The organism is Streptomyces sp. NPDC046925 (genome assembly GCF_040644915.1).
GTDB lineage: Bacteria > Actinomycetota > Actinomycetes > Streptomycetales > Streptomycetaceae > Streptomyces.
The window spans coordinates 25,138-47,218 of sequence record NZ_JBEYWZ010000011.1 but is presented as its reverse complement, the minus strand read 5'-3'; the positions used below and the strand labels follow the sequence as shown (position 1 = coordinate 47,218).

The window sequence follows — 22,081 nt, the reverse complement described above, 5'->3', positions numbered from 1 at the left end:
TGCACGATGAAGCTCACGGTGTTCGGTGCCACCGGCGGTATCGGCGGGGAGATCGTCAGGCAGGCACTCGCGGCGGGCCACGGAGTCACGGCCGTCGTGCGTGACCCCGCACGGCTGAGCGTGACGGGAGAGGGCCTTGAGGTGGTCCGGGCCGACCTGACCGATGCACAGGCCTTGCGGGCGGCGGTGGCCGGGCGGGACGCGGTCCTCTCGGGCCTCGGGCCGCGCAAGAAGGCGGACGCGGGCATCGCGGCCCGGCTGACGCAGACGGTGGTGCGGGCGATGGAGGCCGAGGGAGTGCGCAGGATCGTGGTGGTGAGCGCGGCGCCGGTCGGGCCGCCCGCCGAGCGTGAGCCCGCGGTCGACCGGATCGTGGGGTCCCTGGTCGGCAGGATCCTCAAGCCCGTGTACGACGATCTGCGGGCCATGGAGGCCGAGTTGGCCAACAGCTCCACGGACTGGACGTCCGTGCGCCCGCCGAGGCTCCAGGACAAGCCCGCGACGGGCGTCTACCGCACGGTCGTCGGGGGCACCCCGGCCAGCGGGCGGTTCATCGGCAGGGCCGATGTGGCGCACGCGATGCTGGCGGCGGTCGACGACCTGGCGACGGTGAAGCAGGGCGTGGGCGTGGCCTACTAGCCCTTACCGGCCCTGCTCCCCGGGCCCGTCCTAGAGGCTGACGCCCACCGTCACCGGCTCGTTGACCAGCGTGACCCCGAAGGTCTCCCGCACTCCGGCGACGACCTCGCGGGCGAGGGCGAGCAGGTCCTCCGTGGTCGCGCCGCCGCGGTTGGTGAGGGCGAGGGTGTGCTTGGTGGAGATGCGCGCCGGGCCCGTTCCGTAGCCCTTGGTGAAGCCCGCCTTGTCGATGAGCCAGGCCGCGGAGGTCTTCACGCGGCCGTCGTCGGTCGGGAAGGCGGGGGGTGCCGTGTCCGGGCCCAGGCGGTCCGCCACGCGCGCGTGGAAGGCCGCGAACTCTTCCTCCGTGAGGATCGGGTTGGTGAAGAACGACCCGGCCGACCAGCTGTCGTGGTCCTCGGGGTCGAGCACCATGCCCTTGCCCGCGCGCAGCTTCAGGACGGTCTCGCGGGCCACGGCGGCCGGGACCCGGTCTCCGGCCGCGACGCCGAGGGTGCGCGCCGTCTCCGGGTACTTGAGGGGGGCGCTCATCCCCTGGGCGTCTTCAAGGGAGAAGCGGACGCGCAGCACCACGAAGCGGTCGGGCTCGGCCTTGAAGCGGCTGTGGCGGTACGAGAAGTCACACTCGGCGTTCGTGACGGCGACCGTCTCGTGCGTCTTCCTGTCGTACGCGATCACTTCGGTGATGGTCGACGAGACCTCCTGGCCGTACGCCCCCACGTTCTGGATCGGCGTCGCTCCCGCGGAGCCGGGGATTCCGGCGAGGCACTCGATGCCCGCGAGACCGGCCTCCACCACGCGGGCCACCGCGTCGGTCCACACCTCACCGGCCGCCAGTTCGAGCTTCGTTCCGTCGAGTTCGAAGCCCTTCGTGGCGATGCACAGCGCGGTGCCGTCGAAGCCCTTGTCTCCGATGACGAGGTTCGAGCCGCCGCCGATGATCAGCAGCGGGGTCCCGGAGTCGTCGGCTTCGCGGACGGCGGCGATCACCTCGGCGTCGGTCGTCGCGGTGATCAGACGGGCCGCGGGACCGCCGAGCCGGAAGGTGGTCAGCGGGGCGAGGGGGGCATCGTGGAGTTCCTGCACGTGCTCAAGAGTACGGTCCGTGGCCCCGCCGCTCGGGCGGGGCCACGGACCGTGGGGTGCGAGGGGTGCGGCCGGTTCAGACACCGGCCGGCGTGCGCGCCTCGGTCGGGGCCTCGCCTGCGGCCTCGACCGCGGCCTCGGCCGGTACGGCGGCGGCAGCCTTCCCCGCGGCCTTCCGCCCCGGAAGCAGCGCGGCCGCCACCGCGCCCACGCCGACCACGGCGGCACCGACCCACAGCGCGGGCGCGAGGCCGTCCACGAAGTACTGGGCGGGCCCGTATCCGCCCTGAGCGGAGAAGACCGAGGCGAGGATCGCGATGCCGAGGGCGCCGCCGACCTCCCGCAGGGCGTTGTTGGCGCCGGACGCGATGCCCTGCTCGGAGGGGCGGACGCTGGACATCACCAGGTTGGCGGCGGGAGCGAAGTACAGCGCCATGCCGACGCCGCTGATGATCAGGGCGGGCAGCTGGGCGGCGTACGACACGTCGGGCTCGACGACGGCCGCGAACCAGGCGAGGCCGATCGCCTGGAGCGCGAGGCCCGCGGTGACGACGGGGCGGCCGCCGATCCGGTCCGAGAGGTAGCCCGCGATGGGCGCGACGATCATCGGCATACCGGTCCAGGGGAGCATCCGCAGACCCGCCTCGGTGGGCGAGTAGCCGACGACGTTCTGCAGGAACTGGCTGAGCAGGAAGATCGAGCCGAACATTCCGACGAACATCAGCAGGCTCGCGGCGTTGATCGCGGAGAACGCGCGGTTGCGGAAGAGCCGCATCGGCAGCATCGGGTTCTTGCTGCGGATTCCGTGCCGGACGAAGCCGCCGAGCAGCGCGGCGCCCGCGATCAGGCCGGTGAGGACGGTCGCGCTGGTCCAGCCGTCGATGTTGCCGCGGATCAGCCCGTACACGATGCCGAAGAGGCCGCCGCTGGCCAGCAGCGTTCCGGTGATGTCGAGCGGTGCTCCGGTGCCGTACGACTCGGAGAGGCGCAGCCGGGCGAGCGGCAGCAGCGCGAGGCCGAGCGGGACGTTCAGCCAGAAGATCCACTGCCAGGACACATGTTCGGTGAGGCTGCCGCCGATGAGCGGTCCACTGGCGACCGCGAGTCCGTTGACCGCGCCCCAGATCCCGTACATCATCCCGCGCTTGGCTGCCGGAACGGCCGCCGTGAGCAGGGTCAGCGTCAGCGGCATCATGATCGCGGCGCCGACACCCTGGACCGCGCGGGCGGCGACCAGGGCCTCGATGCCGGGTGCGAGGGCCGCGGCGGCGGAGGCTCCGGTGAAGATCGTGAGGCCGGTGATGAAGAGCTTGCGGCGCCCGAAGCGGTCACCGAGGGCCGCGCCGAACATCAGCAGCACGGCGAAGGTGAGGGTGTAGGCGCTCACCGTCCATTCGAGGTCGTGCAGCGCTCCCCCGAAGTCCTCGCGGATGGCGGGCAGGGCCGTGGTGACGACGAGGTTGTCGAGTGCCGCCATGAACCCGGCGACGCTGGTGATGGCGAGGGCCCAGCCTGCTCCCCCGCGACGTGCTGTCTGCTGTGACATTGCTTCCCCTGTGGTTAGTTATTGATGACTAACTTTCGCGGGCGCAAAAAACGCACCCCCCATGACACACGCGACTCACTTCTTGGGCTGCGCCGATTCGTAGAAGCCGGTCCACACCCGGTGATCGCCCTTGAACCCCATCGACACCAGGACATTGACCAGCATCCCGTAGGCGAGAAACTGTGTCGTCTCGTCGACGTCCGCCCCCAGCGCGAGGTGGGCCGTGTCGTACATCTCCATCCAGCCGGCCCGCAGCGCCTCGCCGAACTCCCGGTCACCGGACGCCTCCGCGGAGGCGATGGCTACGTACGTCTGCATCTGCATGAGCAGCATGTCCGGGTCGTCGGCGATGAGCCCCTGGTAGGCCTGGCCCATCGCATGCAGGGCATCCTGGCCCGTCAGACCCTCGGACGCCTTCCTGAAGACCTCTTTGACCTCTTCGAGGCACCGCTTGGAAGCGGCGAGGAAGATGGCTTCCTTCCCCGGGAAGAGACGGAAGAGATACGGCTGCGAGACGCCCACCCGCTTGGCGATCACTTCGGTGGACGTGCCGTTGAAGCCGCCGCGGGCGAACTCGATCATCGCCGCGCGGATGACGCTCTCGCGTCGCTCTTCTGCGCTCATCCTGACCATGCGAGTAAGTTAGTGGCCAATCACTACCTAAGTCAAGGGTCTTCGTCCGCCTGGTATTTCGGCCGACGGGAAGGCCGACAGGTAAGGCCGCCAGGAAGGCCGGCAGGGAGGCCGACAGGTAAGGGGCACCCGTCCATGACGGATGCCCCTTACTGCACTGATCCTTACTGCACTGGCCCTTACCGGACTGGCCCCTACCGCTTGACGCCGTACCGAAGATCAGGCGAGCTGGACCACGGCGCGGGACATGCCGAGCACCTTCTGGTCGCCGCTCTTGGCCACCAGGTCCACCCGGACCCGGTTGTCGTCGAGCTTCTGGGCGACCTTGGCGCTGACCTCGATCAGCGCGCCCTTGTCGTCGTTCGGGACCACGACGGGCTTGGTGAAGCGCACGCCGTACTCGACGACGGCGGCCGGGTCGCCCGTCCAGTCCGTCACCACACGGATCGCCTCGGCCATGGTGAACATGCCGTGCGCGATGACGTCGGGAAGGCCGACCTCGACCGCGAACTTCTCGTTCCAGTGGATCGGGTTGAAGTCACCGGAAGCGCCCGCGTACCGCACGAGTGTTGCTCGCGTCACGGGGAAGCTCTGGGGCGCCAGCTCGGTGCCGACCTCGACGCTGTCGTACGAAATCTTGGCGGTCATCGACTCACGCTCCCTCTGCCGCGGGGTCCGCCGCACGCGATACGAGCTTGGTCCAGGCGGTCACGACGTGCTCGCCGGCCTCGTCGTGGACCTCGCCGCGGATGTCCAGGATGTCGTTGCCCGCCAGCGACTTGATGGCCTCGATGGTCGAGGTGACCGTCAGCCGGTCCCCCGCACGCACCGGGCGGGTGTACGCGAACTTCTGGTCGCCGTGCACGACGCGGCTGTAGTCGAGCCCCAGCTGCGGGTCCTCGACGACCTGGCCGGCCGCCTTGAACGAGATGGCGAACACAAAGGTCGGCGGGGCGATCACATCGGGGTGCCCGTACGCCTTGGCGGCCTCCGCGTCGGTGTACGCGGGATTGGTGTCGCCGACGGCCTCGGCGAACTCACGGATCTTCTCCCGGCCGACCTCATAGGGAGCGGTGGGCGGGTAGGACCGCCCCACGAAGGACTGGTCGAGCGCCATGGACTCCGTACCTCCTGCAGGTATGGGTGAACGACGCGAGGCCGCCCCCGGAAAACGGGGACGGCCTCGTGTACGAGCCTGTGTCTAGCGCGTTTCGCGGTGCGCAGTGTGCGCGTTGCAGCGCGGGCAGTGCTTCTTCATCTCAAGACGGTCCGGGTCGTTACGCCGGTTCTTCTTGGTGATGTAGTTCCGCTCCTTGCACTCCACGCAGGCCAGCGTGATCTTCGGGCGGACGTCTGTGGCAGCCACGTGAGTGCTCCTTGACGGACGGATGGACGGATGAACGCAAAAAAATAGTAGCCGATCGAAGGTCCGACCCCACAATCGGCTACCAATTAGTAGCGGTGACCGGACTTGAACCGGTGACACAGCGATTATGAGCCGCTTGCTCTACCGACTGAGCTACACCGCTGCGATGCCGGATCCCCCCACCCGGAGGTGAGGATCAACCGACATCAGAGCCCCAATGCGGAATCGAACCGCAGACCTTCTCCTTACCATGGAGACGCTCTACCGACTGAGCTATTGGGGCGAGCGATGAAGACATTACACGGTCGGTCGCCGATCGCCCAAATCCGTTTCGCCAGGGCTGTCCGGGGGCAGTTCGGCACTCGTCCCAGCGGCCTCACCACGTCACTTCGGCGCCTTCCGCCACACCGGTTCGGCAGGTAGCTTCCTGCCGGTTCAGGGCCCGCGCCGCGCCCGTCCGGGGCCTCGCACCTTGCCCGCCGGGCGTCTCGCACCACGCCCACCCGGGGTCCCGTATCTCGACCGTCCGGGACCTCGTATCTCGACCGCCCGGGACCTCGCACCACGCCGGTACGACTATTTCGCTCCTCCTCGAAGAGGGCCGGTCGTCGTCCTAGGCTCGACCCACTCTGCGTGATCTTGGACGTCGTGCTCCCGGGCGCCCCCACCCGGGACGCCTCGGCCCCGGACGACGCCACGTCCCGCAGCCGCCCCCGAACCTCAGGAGCGCGATGCCCGACAGTCAGCCGCAGCCCCACTCCTCCGGTTCTTCCGGCTCCTCCGGCTCCTCGGGTGACGACGCCGACGCCACCTCGCTGCTCCTGTGCGGCGCCCGGCTCACCGACGGCCGGACCGTGGACGTGCGGCTCGGCTCCGGGCGCATCGAAGCGGTCGGCACCGCGGGCAGCCTGACCGCGCTCAACGCGCGCGTGGACCTCGACGGCTACCTCCTGCTGCCCGCCGCGGCCGAACCGCACGCGCACAGCGACACGGCCCTGTCCGCGGACGTCGAGGGCCCGGTCTCGTACGAACTCGCCGACGTCCAGCGCAGGACCACCGAGGCCGCCCTGCTGCAGCTGGGGCACGGAGCCACGGCGCTGCGCTCACACGTACGGATCGGCGACGTACCGGGGCTCACGTCGATGGAGGCGGTGCTGCAGGCGCGGCGTTCGCTGCGCGGCCTGGTCGACCTGACGGCCGTGGCCGTGCCGCGGCTGCTGACCGGGGCGGCCGGCGCCGACAGCCTCGCGATGCTGCGGGACGCGCTGAAGATGGGCGCCTCCGTAGTGGGCGGCTGCCCCGACCTCGACCCCGACCCCACCGGGTACGTGGAGACGGTGCTCGAGGTCGCCGCCGAGCACGGCTGCCCCGTCGACCTGCACACGGACGGCAGTGATCCGGCGCGGCTCGGGCGGCTCGCGGCGATGGCGGGCGGGCTGCGGCCCGGGGTGACGATCGGGCCGTGCGGCGGGCTCGGACGGCTGCCGTCGGACGTGGCCGCGCGGACGGCGGAACAGCTGGCGGCGGCCGGCGTGACGGTGGTGTGCCTGCCGCAGGGCGGGTGCGGAAGCGTGGACCGGCGGGGCGCCGTGGCTCCGGTACGGCTGCTGCGGGCGGCCGGGGTGCGGGTCGCCGCGGGCAGCGGGGCCATGCGGGACGTGTCGAACCCCGTGGGGCGCGGCGATCCGCTGGAGGCCGCCTACCTGCTGGCCTCGCGGTGCGGGCTGCGCCCCCAGGAGGCGTACGGCACCGTCAGCACGGCGGCGCGGGCCGCCATGGGGCTTCCGCAGGTGCGGGTGGAGGCGGGCTTTCCCGCCGAGTTGCTCGCGGTGCGGGGCGACCGTCTCGCGGGGGCGCTCTCGCTCGCGTACAGCCGCATCGTGGTGCACCGGGGGCGCGTGGTGGCACGGACGAGCGCGGTGCGGGAGTACTGCGACTCGGCAGCCGCCGTCGCCCTCGACCTGCCACGGCAGGGCCGCTCGAACGGAGCGGGGCCGGGCCGGGCGAAGGGTGCGGAACCGTCCTGAGGACGCGCAACCGTCCTGAGGGCGCGGCGGCACTTCCCGGCGTGCCCCTGTGTGCGCGGGGCGATCTTGCGGGAGCTGCCGTACGGTCGGAGACATGCGCATTGTCATCGCTGGTGGTCATGGTCAGATCGCGCTGCGGCTCGAGCGGTTGCTCGCCGCGCGGGGTGACGAGGTCGTCGGGCTCATCCGCAGAGACGGGCAGGAAGGCGACCTGCGGGCGGCGGGCGCCGAGGCCGCGCTGTGCGACCTGGAGTCGGCGTCCGTCGACGAGGTCGCCGGGCATCTGGAAGGCGCCGACGCGGCCGTCTTCGCGGCGGGCGCGGGTCCCGGCAGCGGAGCCGACCGCAAGAACACCGTGGACCGTGACGCCGCCGTGCTCTTCGCCGACGCGGCGGAGCGCGCGGGCGTGCGGCGGTACGTCGTCGTGTCGTCGATGGGCGCCGACCCCGCGCACGAGGGCGACGAGATCTTCGACGCCTATCTGCGGGCCAAGGGCGAGGCCGACGCGTACGTACGCGGCCGCAAGTCCCTGGACTGGACGATCCTGCGCCCCGGCATGCTGACGGACGACGCGGGCACCGGTCTCGTACGCCTGGAGGCGTCGACGGGACGCGGGCCGATCCCGCGTGACGACGTGGCCGCGGTGCTCGCGGAGCTCGTCGATTCGTCGGCGACGGCGGGCCTGACGCTGGAACTGGTCAGCGGCTCCACGCCGGTGTCGGTGGCGGTCAAGTCGGTGGCGGGCAACTGACGTCCGTCCCGTCTGACGTCAGTACGGGGATGTCGGTCTCCTGGATGTCGGTCTCCTGAGGGATGTCACGCGCGTGGGGCGATGCTTGGCTTGAGATGCCGCCTACTTGAGCTGCCGCTACATGAGCTGCCGCCTACGGGAGGAACGCCATGCCTGCTTCCCCTGTGCCCTCCGCCGTGCCCGCCGCGCAGGAAGCCCTGTTGCGGCAGATGTACGCCGTCTTCAGTACCGAAGAGCGCGACGCGTTCATCCCCCGCTCGCTGGCACCCGAAGTGAACTGGCCGAACCTCCTGGACAACACCCGCGCCCGCGGCATCGCGGCGGTACGCGCCTACTGGGCACGGCAGTTCGCAGTGATGCACCCGCTGGTGCACCTGGAGAGACTGCGGCTCGACGACGACGGACGGCGGGTCGTGGCGACCGTGCGGCCGGGCCTGCGGGACGAGACGGGCGATCACTGGGCGCCGCGGACGGTCGAGCACGTCTACACGTTCCGCGCCGACGGCCTGGTGAGCCGCATGGACGTACGCCAGCCGTGACCGTCCGCCCGCCTGGAGAGCCGTGAGAGCGCCTCAGAACAGCGGGAGCTGGCCGGGGAAGTCCGGGACCGTGTAACCGTCCAGAGCGGGCTGTGCGGCGCCCAGCAGGGCCTGCCTGCGCGAGCCGGGGCAGGAGACGAGGTCACCGCTGCCGCGCTGGCCCGGCGGATCGTGGCGCGCAAAACGCCCCGCGACGACGGCAATTTCACGACGGCACTCGGGACAGTTCCTGCGGCGCGATGACGTGGAGGGCGCTGACGACGTGGAGGACATGGACGACATGATCCCAGCGTACGAAAAGACCCCCTCCGCCTCGCGTTTCCGCAAGACCGGAGAGGGTCTCCTTCGTGTGGCGGCGCCAGGATTCGAACCTGGGAAGGCTGAGCCGGCAGATTTACAGTCTGCTCCCTTTGGCCGCTCGGGCACACCGCCTGGGTTGCTGCCTGGAAACGACCCGCTGGTGCGGTGCGCTCCGTGGCAACGACGTAAACGATACCCGATACACAGGGGTGCTTCGCCACCCGATTGATCAGCGCCCGGTGCGGAGGCGGTGGCTAGGCTTTGCGGGTGCGGCCGGGGACCGAAGGCCGTGCACCAGCCGAGTACGCAGACCCCGATACAAGGAGCCACAGGACATGGCCGACTCCAGTTTCGACATCGTCTCGAAGGTCGAGCGGCAGGAGGTCGACAACGCCCTCAACCAGGCCGCCAAGGAGATTTCGCAGCGCTACGACTTCAAGGGCACGGGCGCCTCGATCGCCTGGTCCGGCGAGCAGATCCTGATGGAGGCGAACGGCGAGGAGCGGGTCAAGGCGATCCTCGACATCTTCCAGTCCAAGCTGATCAAGCGCGGCATCTCGCTGAAGTCGCTGGACGCCGGTGAGCCGCAGCTGTCCGGCAAGGAGTACAAGATCTTCGCCTCCATCGAGGAGGGCATCTCCCAGGAGAACGCCAAGAAGGTCGCCAAGATCATTCGCGATGAGGGCCCGAAGGGCGTCAAGGCGCAGGTCCAGGGCGACGAGCTGCGGGTCAGCTCGAAGAGCCGCGACGACCTCCAGGCCGTACAGGCGCTGCTCAAGGGGCAGGACTTCGACTTCGCCGTGCAGTTCGTGAACTACCGGTAATTGGCGGCAGACAGCAGGCAGGACGCCGGAGGGCGGGCACCCGGATCGGGTGCCCGCCCTTGCTGCTGGCTGCAGATCGGATGGCGCCGTGAGCGGCGCGCGTGGCCTCAGCGGCGTGAGTGGCCGAAGAGGATGCGGTAGGCGACGAGCAGGACGAGCGAGCCGCCGATCGCGGATGCCCAGGTCGCGCCGTCGTAGATGTCGTTGGCTATCTCGCGGTCGAAGTAGCGGGCGGAGAGCCAGCCCCCGATGAAGGCGCCCGCGATGCCGATGACGGTCGTGCCGATGAATCCGCCCGGGTCGCGGCCGGGCAGCAGGACCTTGGCCACGACACCGGCGAGCAGCCCTAGAACGATCCAGCTGATGATGCCCATGCGGTGAACCTGCCCCTCTGTCGTGCTGTTGTCCTGAAGGACGTCACGAGAGCGGGGCACGGTTGCGGTGATCGGTTGGGTGCGGCGTATGCCACAACCGGTTTAGAGGCGGAGGCGCCGGGTCAGAGGCGGGGGCGCCGGGTCAGCGCGCCGCGAACGGCTGGTCCGTACGCACGATTTCGCGTCCGAGCGGCAGCAACGACACCGGGATCAGCTTGAAGTTGGCGATGCCGAGCGGGATGCCGATGATCGTGACGCACAGGAGGAAGCCGGTGACGATGTGGCCGATGGCGAGCCACCAGCCTCCGAGGATCAGCCACAGGACGTTGCCGATGCAGGACGGCGCGCCCGCGTCTCGGCGCTCAACTGTCGTGTAGCCGAAGGGCCACAGGGCATAGCGGCCGATCCGGAAGCTGGCGAGGCCGAACGGGATGCCGATGATCGTGATGCACAGGAGCACCCCGGCCAGGAGATAGCCGAGGAACATCCAGAAGCCGCAGAGGACTAGCCATATGACGTTGAGAATTGTCTTCACTGGTGGCGACCTGCCATCTGCTCGAGCCGGGCAATGCGCTCCGCCATGGGCGGGTGCGTGGAAAACATTTTGGACATGCCCTGCCCCGGACGGAAAGGGTTCGCAATCATCATGTGACTTGCCGTCTCGAGGCGCGGCTCGGGCGGCAAGGGGAGCTGCTTCGTACCCGCGTCGAGCTTGCGCAGGGCGCTCGCGAGGGCCAGTGGGTCCCCTGTGAGCTGTGCGCCGGACGCGTCCGCCTCGTACTCCCTGGAGCGGCTGATCGCGAGTTGGATGACGGAGGCGGCCAGCGGGCCGAGGAGCATGATCAGGAGCATGCCGAAGATGCCGGGGCCGTCGTTGTCGTTCGACCTGCCTACGGGGATCAGCCAGGCGAAGTTGACCAGGAACATGATCACCGAGGCGAGTGCGCCCGCGACCGACGAGATCAGGATGTCGCGGTTGTAGACATGGCTGAGCTCATGGCCGATGACGCCTCGCAGTTCGCGCTCGTCCAGGAGGCGCAGGATGCCGTCGGTGCAGCACACCGCCGCGTTGCGCGGGTTGCGGCCCGTGGCGAACGCGTTCGGTGCCTCGGTGGGCGAGATGTAGAGGCGGGGCATGGGCTGGCGGGCCTGTGTGGAGAGCTCGCGGACCATGCGATACAGCTGGGGTGCCTCGAATTCGCTCACCGGGCGCGCGCGCATGGCGCGCAGGGCGAGCTTGTCGCTGTTCCAGTACGCGTACGCGTTGGTGCCGAGCGCCACGAAAAGCGCGACGATCAAGCCCGTACGGCCGAAGAAACTGCCGATCACGATGATGAGAGCGGACAGTCCCCCGAGGAGTACGGCGGTCTTCAGCCCGTTGTGCCGGCGGTGCACGGTGCGCCCTCCTGTGGTGCGTGGGGGAACCCTCTGGCTACTGGTGCTTCCACTCTTCAGTGGACCCTCCCGTACTGGTCAACGCCAGGCGGGGAGCACTAGTTCCCTTGTGCGCGCAGGAGCGGTGCGGGCGCGGTGTGGGCCGCTCGGGTGATACCGCCCGGGTGACGCCCCGGCGGACCCCGCCGGGGCGGGGCCCGTCAGAAGAGACCGGTGTCGGAGAACCTCAGGACCAGTTGCGGCGCTCCGGAGAGCGCGACGCCCAGGACCGCGGTCAGGGCGATGGCCGCCGTCAGCGGGGCCGGGACGCGGTGTGCGACCGGCTCGCCCTCGGGGGCGCGGAACAGCAACGCGGTCCACTGGAGGTAGTAGAAGAGCGCGATCACCACGTTCACGGCCATCACCACGGCGAGCCAGCCCAGGCCCGCGTCGACCGCCGCCGAGAAGACGGTGACCTTGGCGAAGAGGCCGATGATGCCCGGCGGCAGGCCCGCGAGGCAGAGCAGGAAGAAGCCGAGCACCAGGGCCGCGAGGGGGCTTGTGGCGTACAGGCCGCGGTAGTCGCTGACGCGGTTCAGGCGCTGCGTACGGCCGACGAGCGCGGCGACGGCGAAGGCGCCGAGGTTCACGGCCGCGTACATCAGGGCGTAGGCGACGGTGGAGCCGATGGCCTTCTCGGCCTCCGCGGGGTTGTCGGCGTATCCGGCGGCCGCGATCGGCACCAGGAGGTATCCCGCCTGGCCGACCGAGGACCAGGCGAGCAGGCGTACGGCGCTGTACGCGCGCGTGGCCTGCTGGCGCAGCGCGGCCACATTGCCCGCTGTCATGGTGAGAGCGGCGAGCACTGCGAGAGCCGGGCCCCACACGTCCGCGTACGAGGGGAACGCGACGACGGTGACGAGGATGAGGCCGGTGAAGCCGACCGCCTTGCCGACCACGGAGAGGTACGCGGCGACCGGCAGCGGGGCGCCCACGTAGGTGTCCGGCACCCAGAAGTGGAACGGCACGGCGGCCACCTTGAAGGCGAAGCCGACGAGGGTGAGGGCGACGCCGGCCTGCGCGAGCGTGTCCAGCTGCCCGTCGACGTGCCGCAGCTCGTCGGCGATCTCCGTGAGGTGCAGGGTGCCCGTGGCGGCGTACACGAAGCTGACGCCCATCAGCGTCACGGCGGTCGCGGTGACGGAGGAGAGGAAGAACTTCAGGGCCGCTTCGGAGGAGCGCTTGTCGCCGTGCCTGAGGCCCACGAGCGCGAAGGCGGGGAGTGAGGCGACTTCGAGGGCGACGACGAGGGTGGCCAGGTCGCGCGACGCGGGCAGCAGCGCGGCCCCCGCGGCGGAGGAGAGCAGCAGGAACCAGAACTCCCCTTCGGGGAGTTCCTTCTCCGTGCCGTTCGCGTCCTTGAGGGCGCTCATCGAGAGCAGCGCGGCCAGCAGGGCGCCGCCCAGGACGAGCAGCTGGATGACGAGCGTAAAGCGGTCGGCGGTGTAGCTGCAGGCGTTCGCGCCGCCGGTCAGGCAGAACGTCGACCGGTCGTCGTTCAGGATCGGCAGCAGGGAGAGCGCGGCGACGGCGAGACCCGCCACGGAGATCCAGCCGAGCAGCGCCTTCTTCTTGTCGCCCACGAAAAGGTCGGCGACGAGCACGAGGAGACCGACGACCGCCGCGATGGTGGGCGGAGCGATCGCGAGCCAGTCGACGGACTGGACGACGCCGGCGGCGCTTTCGGCGGCCACGGTCACGACTTGCCTCCTGAGAGGAGCTGCTGCACGGCCGGGTCGGTGAGGCCGAGCAGCGCGGCGGGCCAGAGTCCGGCGAGGACGGTGAGGGCGACGAGCGGGGTCCAGGCGGCGAACTCATAGCCCTGGACGTCGGCGAGCGCCGGGGACGCGGTCTCGGCCGGGCCCTGTGGCAGCGGGCCCATGCAGACGCGGCGCACGACGATCAGCATGTACGCGGCGGTGAGCAGGGTGCCGACGGCGGCGATCGCCATGAAGGTGAGGAAGGCAGGGCGGCTGAGTTCGTCGGCGGGCTTGAACGCGCCGAACAGGGCGAGCATCTCGCCCCAGAATCCGGCGAGACCCGGCAGACCGAGCGAGGCGACGGCGCCGAAGGCCAGGAGACCGCCGAGGCGGGGCGCCTTGCCGTACAGCGCGGCGCCCGATTCCTGCGCGAGGGTGTCGAGGTCGCTGGTGCCGGTGCGGTCCTTCAGCGCGCCGACGAGGAAGAACAGCAGGCCGGTGATGAGGCCGTGCGCGATGTTGGCGAACAGCGCGCCGTTCACGCCGGTGGGGCTCATCGTCGAGATGCCGAGGAGCACGAAGCCCATGTGGCCCACGGACGAGTAAGCGATGAGGCGCTTGAGATCGCCCTTCGCGCCCTGCTTGGCGAGGGCGAGGCAGGCGAGCGAACCGTAGATGATCCCGACGACCGCGAAGGCCGCGAGGTACGGCGCGAAGGTCTGCATTCCGTCGGGTGCGATCGGCAGCAGGATCCGGACGAAGCCGTACGTGCCCATCTTCAGCAGCACGCCGGCCAGCAGGACCGAGCCGACCGTGGGCGCGGCGGTGTGCGCGTCCGGCAGCCAGCTGTGCAGCGGCCACATCGGCGTCTTGACCGCGAGCCCGATTCCGATCGCCAGAACGGCGATGACCTGCACGGACGTGCTCAGCCCGGGGTCGTTGTCAGTGGCGAGTGCCACCATGTCGAATGTGCCGGACTTGAGGCCGATGAGGAGGAGGCCGAGCAGCATCACGACGGAGCCGAGCAGGGTGTAGAGGATGAACTTCCAGGCGGCCTGCGTGCGTTGGGCGCCGCCCCAGCGGGCGATGAGGAAGTACATCGGGATGAGGACCATCTCGAACGCCAGGAAGAACAGCAGCAGGTCGAGGACGGCGAAGGTCGCGAGGGTGCCGGACTCGAGCACGAGGATCAGCGCGACGAATGCCTTGGGAGACGGGCCCGACGGCATTTTGAAGTAGGAGTACAGCGCGCAGAGGAAGGTCAGGAGCGCGGTCAGGACCAGGAGGGGGAGCGAGATGCCGTCGATGCCGAGGTGGATGCGCACGTCGAGTGCGGGGATCCAGCTGATATCGGTCGTGGCCTGCATCTTTGACGGGTGGTCATGGTCGAAGCCGAGCGCCAGGACGATCGCCGCGATGAGGATCGCGCCGGTCACGGTCACGCCGTGGCGCAGCACCGCCTGGTCGGGCGACTTTCCCTTCAGTCCGGGCGGGGCCGGGAGCAGGGCGGCCACCGCTCCGATGAGCGGGCCGACCACGATCAACGCCAGAAGAAGCTGCATCACGGATTCACTGATATCGATCACGGCTGCTCACGCTCCGGCGGTGGCGACGAGGACGGCGGCGACAGCCAGGACGACGGTGCCTGCGAGCAGCGCGCTCAGGTAGGTCTGCACGTTGCCGGTCTGCGCACGGCGGACGGCCGCGCCGAGCCAGCGGGGTGCGGTGCCCGCGCCGCGCACGTACGTGTCGACGACCGCGCGGTCGAGGAACCGGACGAGACGCGCCGCGGCCTGTACGGGGCGTACGAACAGGGCGGCGTAGACGGCGTCGAGGTGGAAGCCGACGGCGGCGTGCCGGTGCAGCGGGCCGAGCAGGAGGCGGCCGGGGTCGGCCGGGTCGTGGGCGGCGGCCACGTCTCCGTAGGCGGGGGCGTGCGTGGCGATGGCCTCGGCTTCGACCTGGCCTCCGTCGGCTCCGGCTGCCGTGTCGGCGGCGACCGCGCCCATCGGGTGGCGGACGGCGAGCGCCGTGGTGTGACGCCACGCGCCGTACGTGACGAGCCCGCCGACGAGGGCGAATCCCGTGCCGAGGACGGAGGTGGTGAGGGTCGGGGTGAGCGAGTGGCCGTCGAACCAGTCCGGCAGGACGCCGACGGTGAGGCCGAAGGCGAGTGAGGGGACGGCGAGCACCCAGAGCACGGCGGTCATCGTGATCGGCTGACGGCCGTGGTCCGGGGCTTCGGGGCCCTGGCCGTTGAAGGCGAGGAGCCACAGGCGCGTCGCGTAGGCGGCGGTGAGGAGGGCGGTCAGCAGGCCGGCGACCAGGACGATCCAGCCCGCCGCGGTGGGCGCGGTCTCGGAGTGGCCGGTGGCCGCGTGCTCGGCGGCGCCCAGGACGGCTTCCTTGGAGAAGAAGCCGCTGAAGGGCGGGATCGCGGCGAGCGCGAGGAGCGCCACGGTCATCGTCCAGAAGGCGTCGGGGACCCGGTCGCGCAGGCCCTTCATACGGGACATCGCGGCGAGGGAGTTGGTGCCGGCGGCGTGGATGATCACGCCCGCGCCGAGGAAGAGGAGCGCCTTGAAGGCGCCGTGCGACAGGAGGTGGAAGACGGCGGCGCCGCGGTCGCCGACGGCGAGGGCGCCGGTGAGATAGCCGAGCTGGCCGATCGTCGAGTAGGCGAGGACGCGCTTGATGTCGTCCTGGGCGAGCGCGGCGAGGGCCGATCCGGCCATCGTGACGGCGGCCATGACGGCGAGGACGACCATTGCTGCCGCGGATGCGGCGAAGACCGGGAGGAGCCGGGCCACGAAGTAGACACCGGCGGCGACCATCGTTGCGGCGTGGATCAGCGCGGAGACGGGGGTCGGGCCCGCCATCGCGTCGGGCAGCCAGGTGTGCAGGGGGAACTGCGCGGACTTGCCCGCCACACCGGCCAGGAGCAGCAGGGCGATGAGCGTCGGGTGGTCGAGGCCGCCGCCCGCGACCGTGCCGAGGACGGTCGTGATGCGGAACGACCCGGCGTCGACGGCCAGCGCGAACAGACCGATCAGGAAGGGGACATCGCCGAGCTTGGTGACCAGGAAGGCCTTGAGGGAGGCCGCGCGGGCTTCGGACGTCTCCCAGTAGTGGCCGACGAGGAAGTACGAGCAGATGCCCATGATCTCCCAGCCGACCAGGAGCACCATCAGGTCGCCGGAGTAGACGACGAGCAGCATCGCGGAGGTGAAGAGGGAGACGAGAGCGGCGTACGAGGGGTAGCGCGGGTCGTCGCGCAGGTAACCCGTCGAGTAGATCTGCACGCACGAGGCGACGACGCCGACCAGGACGGCGACCAGGGCGGCGAAGCCGTCGATGTGCAGGGCGAGTTCGACGGGGACCGAGCCGGTCGGGGTGAGCTCGGTGGCGGAGTCGATGTCGGGGCCGCCGCCGTGGCGGGCGGCGACCATCACGGCGAGGAGCAGCGCCGCCAGGGTGGGCAGTACCGCGAGGGGGCGTACGAGACCGGGGACGGTGCGGCCGAGCAGCAGACCGGCGACCGCGCCGAGGAACGGCAGGAGGGGGACGAGTACGGCGAGGGTGGTCGTGGTCACGCGGTGGCCTCAGCCTTCTGTGCCGGGGCGGGCTCTTCGCCTGCGGCGTCGTCGACGCCCGCAGCGGCCTCGGTGTCTCCGGTGTCGTCGTCGGGGCCCTCGGCGGTGTCGCGGAGTTCGTCGACGGCGGAGGAGCCGCGGTTGCGGTAGACCGCCAGGACGATCGCGAGGCCGATGCCGATCTCCGCGGCGGCGATGGCGATGGTGAACAGGGTCAGGGCCTGGCCGGAGTGGAGGGCGTCGCGGAGCCAGACGTCGAAGGCGACCAGGTTGAGGTTGACGGCGTTGAGCATGAGCTCGACGGACATCAGGACGAGGATCGCGTTGCGCCGGGCGAGCACTCCGTACAGGCCTACGCAGAAGAGGAGGGCGGCCAGGACGGCGGGATAGGCGAGGTGCATCAGCGCTGCTCCTTGTCGCTGGGGGCGTCGCTGTCGCCGGGGGCGTGGCGGGGAGTGTCGCCGGGGGCACCGTTCGTACGGGTGTCGCCGGGGGCGCCGTTCAGGCGGGTCATGCGGGCGTTCCTGCGGGAGAGGACGATCGCGCCGACCAGGGCGGCCAGGAGCAGGACCGACAGGGCCTCGAAGGGCAGCACCCAGTGCCGGAAGAGGAACTGGCCGGTCACGCCGGTGGAGCCCTGGGCCTCGTCGGCGGCGCGGTCGAGGTCGATCCAGGTCGTACGGAAGGCGTCGACGACCACCCAGACCAGGGCGGCCGCCGCGAGGACGGCCACCGCCAGGGCGACCGGGCGGTTGCCCGAATCGGCGTCCGGGGAGCGGCCGATGGGGGCCCGCGTGAGCATCAGTCCGAAAAGGAGGAGGACGACGACGGAGCCGACGTAGATGAGTACCTGGACCCAGGCGATGAACTCGGCGGTGAGGAGGAGGTACTCGACGGCCAGGCCGCCGAGCGTCGCCACGAGCCACAGGGCGGCGTGCACCAGCTGCTTGGTGGTGACGGTGACGATCGCCGAGCCGAGGGTGACGAGGCCGACCAGGAGGAAGGCGATCTCGACTCCCGTCGGGGAGAGGAAGCCCTGGGGGGCGTTGGCTGCGAGGTTCACGCGGATCCCTCCGGGCCGGCAGCTTCGGCTTCCTGTGCGGCGGCGAGCTTCTCCGCTGCCTTGCGGGCGGTGGCGATCTCCTTGGGCTCCTCGGCCGCGGGGTCGAGCGCCGGCGGGGCCGGGACCGTCCACATCCAGTCGCGGAGCTTGTCGCGCTCGTGGGTGAGTTCGTGGATGTCGGTCTCGGCGTACTCGAACTCGGGGGACCAGAACAGTGCGTCGAAGGGGCAGACCTCGATGCAGATGCCGCAGTACATGCAGAGGGAGAAGTCGATGGCGAAACGGTCGAGGACGTTGCGGCTGCGCTCGCGGCCGCCCTCGACGGCGGGCGGGACCGTCTCCTTGTGGGAGTCGATGTAGATGCACCAGTCCGGGCACTCCCGGGCGCAGAGCATGCAGACCGTGCAGTTCTCCTCAAAGAGCCCGATGACGCCGCGGGTGCGGGGCGGGAGTTCGGGCTGGTGCTCCGGGTACTGCTCGGTGACGGTCTTCTTCGTCATCGTGCGGAGGGTGACGGCGAGGCCCTTGGCCAGGCCGGATCCGGGGACGGGAGACATGGTTAGGAGATCGCCACCTTCACGATTCCGGTGAGCGCGATCTGCGCGAGGGCGAGCGGGACGAGGAGGGTCCAGGAGAGCTTCTGGAGCTGGTCCTCGCGGAGACGGGGGTAGCTGACGCGTAGCCAGATGACGACGAAGGCGAGCAGGCCCGTCTTCAGGAGGGTCCAGACCCAGCCGAGGCCGTCGGCGCCCCAGGGGCCGTGCCAGCCGCCCAGGAAGAGCACGGTGGTGAGGCCGCAGAGGACGACGATTCCGGCGTACTCGGCGAGGAGGAAGAGGGCGAAGCGCAGGCCCGTGTACTCGGTGTAGGCGCCGAAGATGATCTCGGAGTCGGCGACCGGCATGTCGAAGGGCGGGCGCTGGAGTTCGGCGAGGCCCGCCACGAAGAAGACGAGGGCGCCGACGATCTGCCAGGGCAGCCACCACCACTCGAAGGCGTTGAGGATGCCGGGCAGCGAGACCGTCCCGGCGGCCATCGCGACCGAGGCCGCGGCGAGCAGCATCGGGAGTTCGTACGCCAGGAGCTGGGCGGCGGTGCGCAGGCCGCCGAGGAGGGAGAACTTGTTGGCGCTCGCCCAGCCCGCCATGAGCGAGCCGAGTACGCCGACGCCCATGACCGCGAGCACGAAGAAGATGCCCGCGTCGAGGAGTTGGCCGACGGCGCCTTCGCTCGGGCCGATGGGGATGGCGACCAGGACGAGGAGGTAGGGCAGCAGGGCGACGGCGGGGGCGAGCTGGAAGATGCGGCGGTCAGCGTCGGCCGGTACGACGTCTTCCTTCTGCGCGAACTTGACTCCGTCGGCGACGAGCTGGGCCCAGCCGTGGAAGCCGCCCGCGTACATGGGGCCGAGGCGGCCCTGCATGTGGGCCATCACCTTGTGCTCGGTCTGGCCGATGACCAGGGGCAGCACGAGGAAGACCGCGAAGACGATGAGGAGACGCAGGGCGACGTCGAGCACGTCGGTCACTCCGAGCCTCCTTGGCGGTCGTCGCCGGGGGTGGTGGGGGTGGGGTTGGGCTTGGCGGGGGCGGGGTTGGCCGGGTCCGGCTCATCCGCTTCGGGCTTGGCCGGTGCGGGCTCGGCCGCTTCGGACTTGGCCGGGTCCGGCTTGGCGGAGGCGGGCTCGTCCGCTTCGGGCTTGGCCGGGGCCGGCTCGTCCGCTTCGGGCTCGGCCGGGTCCGGCTTGGCGGAGGCGGACGCGTCCGCTTCGGGATCGGCCGGGGCCGGCTTGTCCGCTTCAGGCTTGGCGGGGTCCGGCTTGGCGGGGGCGGGCTTGGCCGCTTCGGTCGCCTCGGTGGTGCCGTCCGCGGCCTTGGCGTCCGCGGCCTTGGCGTCCTTCGTGGTTTCCGCGGCGTCCGTGGCGTCCGTGGCGTCGAATGCCGGTCGTGCCTGGTGCCAGGGGGCGTCGGAACTGGCGGCAGGCTTCTCGGGCTTCGGCTCGGGGGCCGAAGCGGCCTCCGGCTGGGGCGTGGGCTCGGGCTTCGGCTCGGGCTTCGGCTCCTGCGGTGTCTCCGGTGCCGTTCGTTGCGATGCCGAGCCCTGGCTCACGCTGCGCGAGCGACGCGGGGGCCGCGCCGGGGCCTCCGGCTGCGCGCCCTCCGCCTGACCGGCAGCCGCCGCCGAAGCACCCGCTGCCGGAGCGCCCGCCGCCGGAGCTGCCGACGCCGGAGCCGCCGCCGTCTGGCTGGCCGAGCCCTCGCCCGCCGTGCGTGACCGGCGTACGGGGCGGTCGCCTGCCGCGCGGGCGGCGCCGCGGGCCGGGCGGGCCGGGGCCGCGGGGAGTTGGCCCTTCAGGGGGCCCCATTCATTCGGGTCGGGTACGCCCGGAGGCAGCATCTGGCGGCGCTTGGGACCGCCGTGCTCCGACTCCCCCGGCTCCTTCGCGCCGGGCCACGCCTTCGCGACCCGGGCCGCGAGTACGAAGTCCTTGCGGAGGGGGTGGCCTTCGAAGCTCTCCGGGAGCAGCAGCGGCACCAGGTGCGGGTGGCCTTCGAAAGCGACGCCGAACATCTCGTGCGTCTCGCGCTCGTGCCATGCCGCGCCCGCGTAGACGTCAACCGCGGTCGGCAGGACAGGGGCGTCGTGCGGAACGGTCGTACGGATGAGGAGGCGGCGTACCGGAGAGAGGGCGACGACGTGGGCCGAGACGTGGAAGCCCGTGCCCGGTTCGTCGACGGCGCTCAACCAGTCGAAGTAAGTGCAGGTCAGGGTCGTGCGCGCGGTTTCGAGCGCGGCGATCCACGAGCCCGGCGGGACGTCGACGGTCAGGAGGTCGTACGACTCCTCCGCCGTGGCCTCCGTACCGAAGAGCTCCTCGACGGGGCTCGGCAGCCAGCCGGTCATGCCTTCCCCTCCCCCGTCACGACCTCGCCCGGCACCGGCGGCTTCACGAGCCCGCTCTGCAGCGCCGCCGCCGAAGGCCGGTTGCCGTTGCCGCTCCCCCGACCGTTCTCACGGCCGCTCTCACCGCCGTACCGCGCGCCCAGCGACTCCGCCGCGATCTTCTCCTGGAGCTTGAGGATGCCCTGGAGCAGCGCTTCGGGACGGGGCGGGCAGCCGGGCACGTACACGTCGACGGGAATGATCTGGTCGACGCCCTTGGTGACCGCGTAGGAATCCCAGTACGGGCCGCCGCAGTTGGAGCAGGCGCCGAAGGAGATCACGTACTTCGGCTCGGGCATCTGCTCGTACAGGCGCTTCACCGCCGGGGCCATCTTGTCCGTGACCGTGCCGGAGACGACCATCAGGTCCGCCTGGCGCGGACCCGGCGCGAACGGGATCACGCCGAGCCGGATGAAGTCGTGCCGGGCCATGGAAGCGGCGATGAATTCGATGGCGCAACAGGCGAGACCGAAGTTGAAGACCCACAACGAATACCGGCGGCCCCAGTTCAGGACCACCTTCATCGGCTCGGGGGCCAGGCGTGAGAGCACGCCGAGCTTCTGCGGCTCGGGCGTGGAGAGCACGGTCGGCTCGGGCAAGAGCACAGGCTCCGGGGTCACGTCCATGTCAGGACGCCCTTCTTGTATGCGTACAGCAGGCCCACGGTCAGGAAGCCGAGGAAGATGAACATCTCCACCAGCGTCGTCGCACCGTAGCCGGGCGCGGCGAAGACCGTCGCCCACGGGAAGAGGAAGATCGAGTCGACGGCGAAGATGACGTAGAGGAAGGCGTAGACGTAGTAGCGGACCTGGGTGTGGGCCCAGCCGTCGCCGACCGGGTCGACGCCGCACTCGTACGTCAGGAGCTTTTCGGGGGTCGGCACCACGGGCCGCAGCAGCCGACCCGCGCCGAAGGCGACAGCGACGAACAGCACGCCGACGACGGCGAGCAGTCCGACGACGGAGTACGACTGGTAGTAGCTCGCCGCGACGTTCGTCACGTGCACGTCAGCCCCTCACTCCCTGACCGCCTCTGGCACTCATCACTGTTCGACGATCTGTACGCACGGGAGTCTAGGGCCTGCTAAAGGCGAGGTAAGCAGAGCGTCACGCATCGGCAAGGACTGATCCCCCGCGACGCCGCGCCGACCCGACGCCGGTCCGACGCCCACGCGGCACCGGTCCGGCGCCCACGCAGCGCCGACGCCGCGCCGACCTCGCACCGGCTGGTGGGGTTATCCCCCGGATGTCCGGGCGGCCCTCC

The 22,081-nt window shown here is 70.6% G+C and carries 25 protein-coding genes and 3 tRNA genes; 5 read left to right on the top strand and 23 right to left on the bottom strand.

Annotated elements, in window-relative coordinates; all coding sequences use genetic code 11:
- Positions 1 to 6: 6 nt before the first annotated feature.
- Positions 7 to 639, top strand: a complete 633-nt coding sequence (locus tag ABZ906_RS33880; RefSeq protein ID WP_361182395.1) for an NAD(P)-binding oxidoreductase — start codon at positions 7 to 9, stop codon at positions 637 to 639.
- A 30-nt stretch (positions 640 to 669) separates the two neighbouring features.
- On the opposite strand, the gene ABZ906_RS33875 is transcribed toward ABZ906_RS33880, so the two are convergent.
- From ABZ906_RS33875 to ABZ906_RS33840, 8 genes are all read right to left on the bottom strand, one after another.
- Positions 670 to 1,809, bottom strand: a complete 1,140-nt coding sequence (locus tag ABZ906_RS33875) for a UDP-N-acetylmuramate dehydrogenase (RefSeq protein WP_361389581.1) — start codon at positions 1,807 to 1,809, stop codon at positions 670 to 672.
- Positions 1,802 to 3,271 (bottom strand): DHA2 family efflux MFS transporter permease subunit, encoded by a 1,470-nt coding sequence (locus ABZ906_RS33870; protein WP_361389579.1) that lies wholly within the window; start codon positions 3,269 to 3,271, stop codon positions 1,802 to 1,804. The genes ABZ906_RS33875 and ABZ906_RS33870 overlap by 8 nt, the downstream gene beginning before the upstream one ends.
- A 75-nt stretch (positions 3,272 to 3,346) precedes the next feature.
- The gene (locus ABZ906_RS33865) at positions 3,347 to 3,904 is read right to left on the bottom strand and encodes a TetR/AcrR family transcriptional regulator (RefSeq protein ID WP_361182399.1); all 558 of its coding nucleotides are present in this window, start codon (positions 3,902 to 3,904) and stop codon (positions 3,347 to 3,349) included.
- 219 nt (positions 3,905 to 4,123) lie between these two features.
- Complete coding sequence (locus ABZ906_RS33860; RefSeq protein ID WP_361182401.1) at positions 4,124 to 4,552, bottom strand: MaoC family dehydratase; 429 nt, start codon at positions 4,550 to 4,552, stop codon at positions 4,124 to 4,126.
- Between the two features lie 4 nt (positions 4,553 to 4,556).
- Positions 4,557 to 5,021 carry a MaoC family dehydratase N-terminal domain-containing protein gene (locus ABZ906_RS33855; protein WP_361182403.1) on the bottom strand — a complete coding sequence of 155 codons (465 nt, stop codon included), beginning with the start codon at positions 5,019 to 5,021 and terminating at the stop codon, positions 4,557 to 4,559.
- 84 nt (positions 5,022 to 5,105) lie between these two features.
- On the bottom strand, positions 5,106 to 5,270 hold the full coding sequence (rpmG, locus tag ABZ906_RS33850) for a 50S ribosomal protein L33 (protein ID WP_004571794.1): 165 nt from the start codon (positions 5,268 to 5,270) through the stop codon (positions 5,106 to 5,108).
- Between the two features lie 90 nt (positions 5,271 to 5,360).
- Positions 5,361 to 5,433, bottom strand: a tRNA-Met gene (locus ABZ906_RS33845).
- 47 nt (positions 5,434 to 5,480) lie between these two features.
- Positions 5,481 to 5,553, bottom strand: a tRNA-Thr gene (locus tag ABZ906_RS33840).
- A gap of 448 nt (positions 5,554 to 6,001) precedes the next feature.
- On the opposite strand from ABZ906_RS33840, the gene ABZ906_RS33835 reads away from it, so the two are divergent.
- The 3 genes from ABZ906_RS33835 to ABZ906_RS33825 all read left to right on the top strand — a co-directional run bounded on the left by ABZ906_RS33835 (position 6,002) and on the right by ABZ906_RS33825 (position 8,587).
- On the top strand, positions 6,002 to 7,297 hold the full coding sequence (locus ABZ906_RS33835; RefSeq protein ID WP_361182405.1) for an amidohydrolase family protein: 1,296 nt from the start codon (positions 6,002 to 6,004) through the stop codon (positions 7,295 to 7,297).
- A gap of 94 nt (positions 7,298 to 7,391) precedes the next feature.
- Complete coding sequence (locus ABZ906_RS33830; protein ID WP_361182406.1) at positions 7,392 to 8,048, top strand: SDR family oxidoreductase; 657 nt, start codon at positions 7,392 to 7,394, stop codon at positions 8,046 to 8,048.
- A gap of 149 nt (positions 8,049 to 8,197) precedes the next feature.
- A complete protein-coding gene (locus ABZ906_RS33825; protein WP_361389577.1) occupies positions 8,198 to 8,587 on the top strand; it encodes a nuclear transport factor 2 family protein in 390 nt (129 codons plus the stop codon).
- A gap of 33 nt (positions 8,588 to 8,620) precedes the next feature.
- Here the strand turns inward: ABZ906_RS33825 and ABZ906_RS33820 are convergent, their stop codons facing one another.
- Both ABZ906_RS33820 and ABZ906_RS33815 read right to left on the bottom strand, forming a co-directional pair.
- Positions 8,621 to 8,869: a hypothetical protein gene (locus ABZ906_RS33820; protein WP_361389575.1), complete on the bottom strand. Its 249-nt coding sequence runs from the start codon at positions 8,867 to 8,869 to the stop codon at positions 8,621 to 8,623.
- A gap of 68 nt (positions 8,870 to 8,937) precedes the next feature.
- Positions 8,938 to 9,019 (bottom strand) — tRNA-Tyr (locus ABZ906_RS33815).
- A gap of 203 nt (positions 9,020 to 9,222) precedes the next feature.
- Here ABZ906_RS33815 and ABZ906_RS33810 point away from each other — a divergent pair.
- Positions 9,223 to 9,711 carry a YajQ family cyclic di-GMP-binding protein gene (locus ABZ906_RS33810; RefSeq protein ID WP_361389573.1) on the top strand — a complete coding sequence of 163 codons (489 nt, stop codon included), beginning with the start codon at positions 9,223 to 9,225 and terminating at the stop codon, positions 9,709 to 9,711.
- A gap of 107 nt (positions 9,712 to 9,818) precedes the next feature.
- On the opposite strand, the gene ABZ906_RS33805 is transcribed toward ABZ906_RS33810, so the two are convergent.
- From ABZ906_RS33805 to ABZ906_RS33745, 13 genes are all read right to left on the bottom strand, one after another.
- Positions 9,819 to 10,085, bottom strand: a complete 267-nt coding sequence (locus tag ABZ906_RS33805) for a GlsB/YeaQ/YmgE family stress response membrane protein (RefSeq protein ID WP_361182411.1) — start codon at positions 10,083 to 10,085, stop codon at positions 9,819 to 9,821.
- Positions 10,086 to 10,227: 142 nt separating this feature from the next.
- Complete coding sequence (locus ABZ906_RS33800; protein ID WP_361182413.1) at positions 10,228 to 10,620, bottom strand: YccF domain-containing protein; 393 nt, start codon at positions 10,618 to 10,620, stop codon at positions 10,228 to 10,230.
- Positions 10,617 to 11,480, bottom strand: a complete 864-nt coding sequence (gene htpX, locus ABZ906_RS33795; RefSeq protein WP_361182415.1) for a zinc metalloprotease HtpX — start codon at positions 11,478 to 11,480, stop codon at positions 10,617 to 10,619. Before htpX ends, ABZ906_RS33800 begins: the two co-directional genes overlap by 4 nt.
- A gap of 200 nt (positions 11,481 to 11,680) precedes the next feature.
- A complete protein-coding gene (locus ABZ906_RS33790; protein WP_361389571.1) occupies positions 11,681 to 13,219 on the bottom strand; it encodes an NADH-quinone oxidoreductase subunit N in 1,539 nt (512 codons plus the stop codon).
- Positions 13,216 to 14,805 (bottom strand): NADH-quinone oxidoreductase subunit M, encoded by a 1,590-nt coding sequence (locus ABZ906_RS33785; RefSeq protein ID WP_361389569.1) that lies wholly within the window; start codon positions 14,803 to 14,805, stop codon positions 13,216 to 13,218. The genes ABZ906_RS33790 and ABZ906_RS33785 overlap by 4 nt, the downstream gene beginning before the upstream one ends.
- A 6-nt stretch (positions 14,806 to 14,811) precedes the next feature.
- Positions 14,812 to 16,812, bottom strand: coding sequence for an NADH-quinone oxidoreductase subunit L (locus ABZ906_RS33780; RefSeq protein WP_361389567.1), 2,001 nt, complete (start codon positions 16,810 to 16,812; stop codon positions 14,812 to 14,814).
- Positions 16,809 to 17,213 carry an NADH-quinone oxidoreductase subunit NuoK gene (nuoK, locus tag ABZ906_RS33775; RefSeq protein ID WP_361389565.1) on the bottom strand — a complete coding sequence of 135 codons (405 nt, stop codon included), beginning with the start codon at positions 17,211 to 17,213 and terminating at the stop codon, positions 16,809 to 16,811. Before nuoK ends, ABZ906_RS33780 begins: the two co-directional genes overlap by 4 nt.
- The gene (locus tag ABZ906_RS33770) at positions 17,213 to 17,875 is read right to left on the bottom strand and encodes an NADH-quinone oxidoreductase subunit J (protein ID WP_361389563.1); all 663 of its coding nucleotides are present in this window, start codon (positions 17,873 to 17,875) and stop codon (positions 17,213 to 17,215) included. The genes nuoK and ABZ906_RS33770 overlap by 1 nt, the downstream gene beginning before the upstream one ends.
- The gene (locus tag ABZ906_RS33765) at positions 17,872 to 18,432 is read right to left on the bottom strand and encodes an NADH-quinone oxidoreductase subunit I (protein ID WP_361182427.1); all 561 of its coding nucleotides are present in this window, start codon (positions 18,430 to 18,432) and stop codon (positions 17,872 to 17,874) included. Before ABZ906_RS33765 ends, ABZ906_RS33770 begins: the two co-directional genes overlap by 4 nt.
- A gap of 2 nt (positions 18,433 to 18,434) precedes the next feature.
- On the bottom strand, positions 18,435 to 19,403 hold the full coding sequence (locus ABZ906_RS33760; protein ID WP_361389561.1) for a complex I subunit 1 family protein: 969 nt from the start codon (positions 19,401 to 19,403) through the stop codon (positions 18,435 to 18,437).
- Positions 19,400 to 20,779, bottom strand: coding sequence for an NADH-quinone oxidoreductase subunit C (locus tag ABZ906_RS33755; RefSeq protein ID WP_361389559.1), 1,380 nt, complete (start codon positions 20,777 to 20,779; stop codon positions 19,400 to 19,402). Before ABZ906_RS33755 ends, ABZ906_RS33760 begins: the two co-directional genes overlap by 4 nt.
- Complete coding sequence (locus tag ABZ906_RS33750) at positions 20,776 to 21,444, bottom strand: NADH-quinone oxidoreductase subunit B family protein (RefSeq protein WP_361389557.1); 669 nt, start codon at positions 21,442 to 21,444, stop codon at positions 20,776 to 20,778. Before ABZ906_RS33750 ends, ABZ906_RS33755 begins: the two co-directional genes overlap by 4 nt.
- Positions 21,435 to 21,824: an NADH-quinone oxidoreductase subunit A gene (locus tag ABZ906_RS33745; protein WP_361182433.1), complete on the bottom strand. Its 390-nt coding sequence runs from the start codon at positions 21,822 to 21,824 to the stop codon at positions 21,435 to 21,437. The genes ABZ906_RS33750 and ABZ906_RS33745 overlap by 10 nt, the downstream gene beginning before the upstream one ends.
- Positions 21,825 to 22,081: the final 257 nt, after the last annotated feature.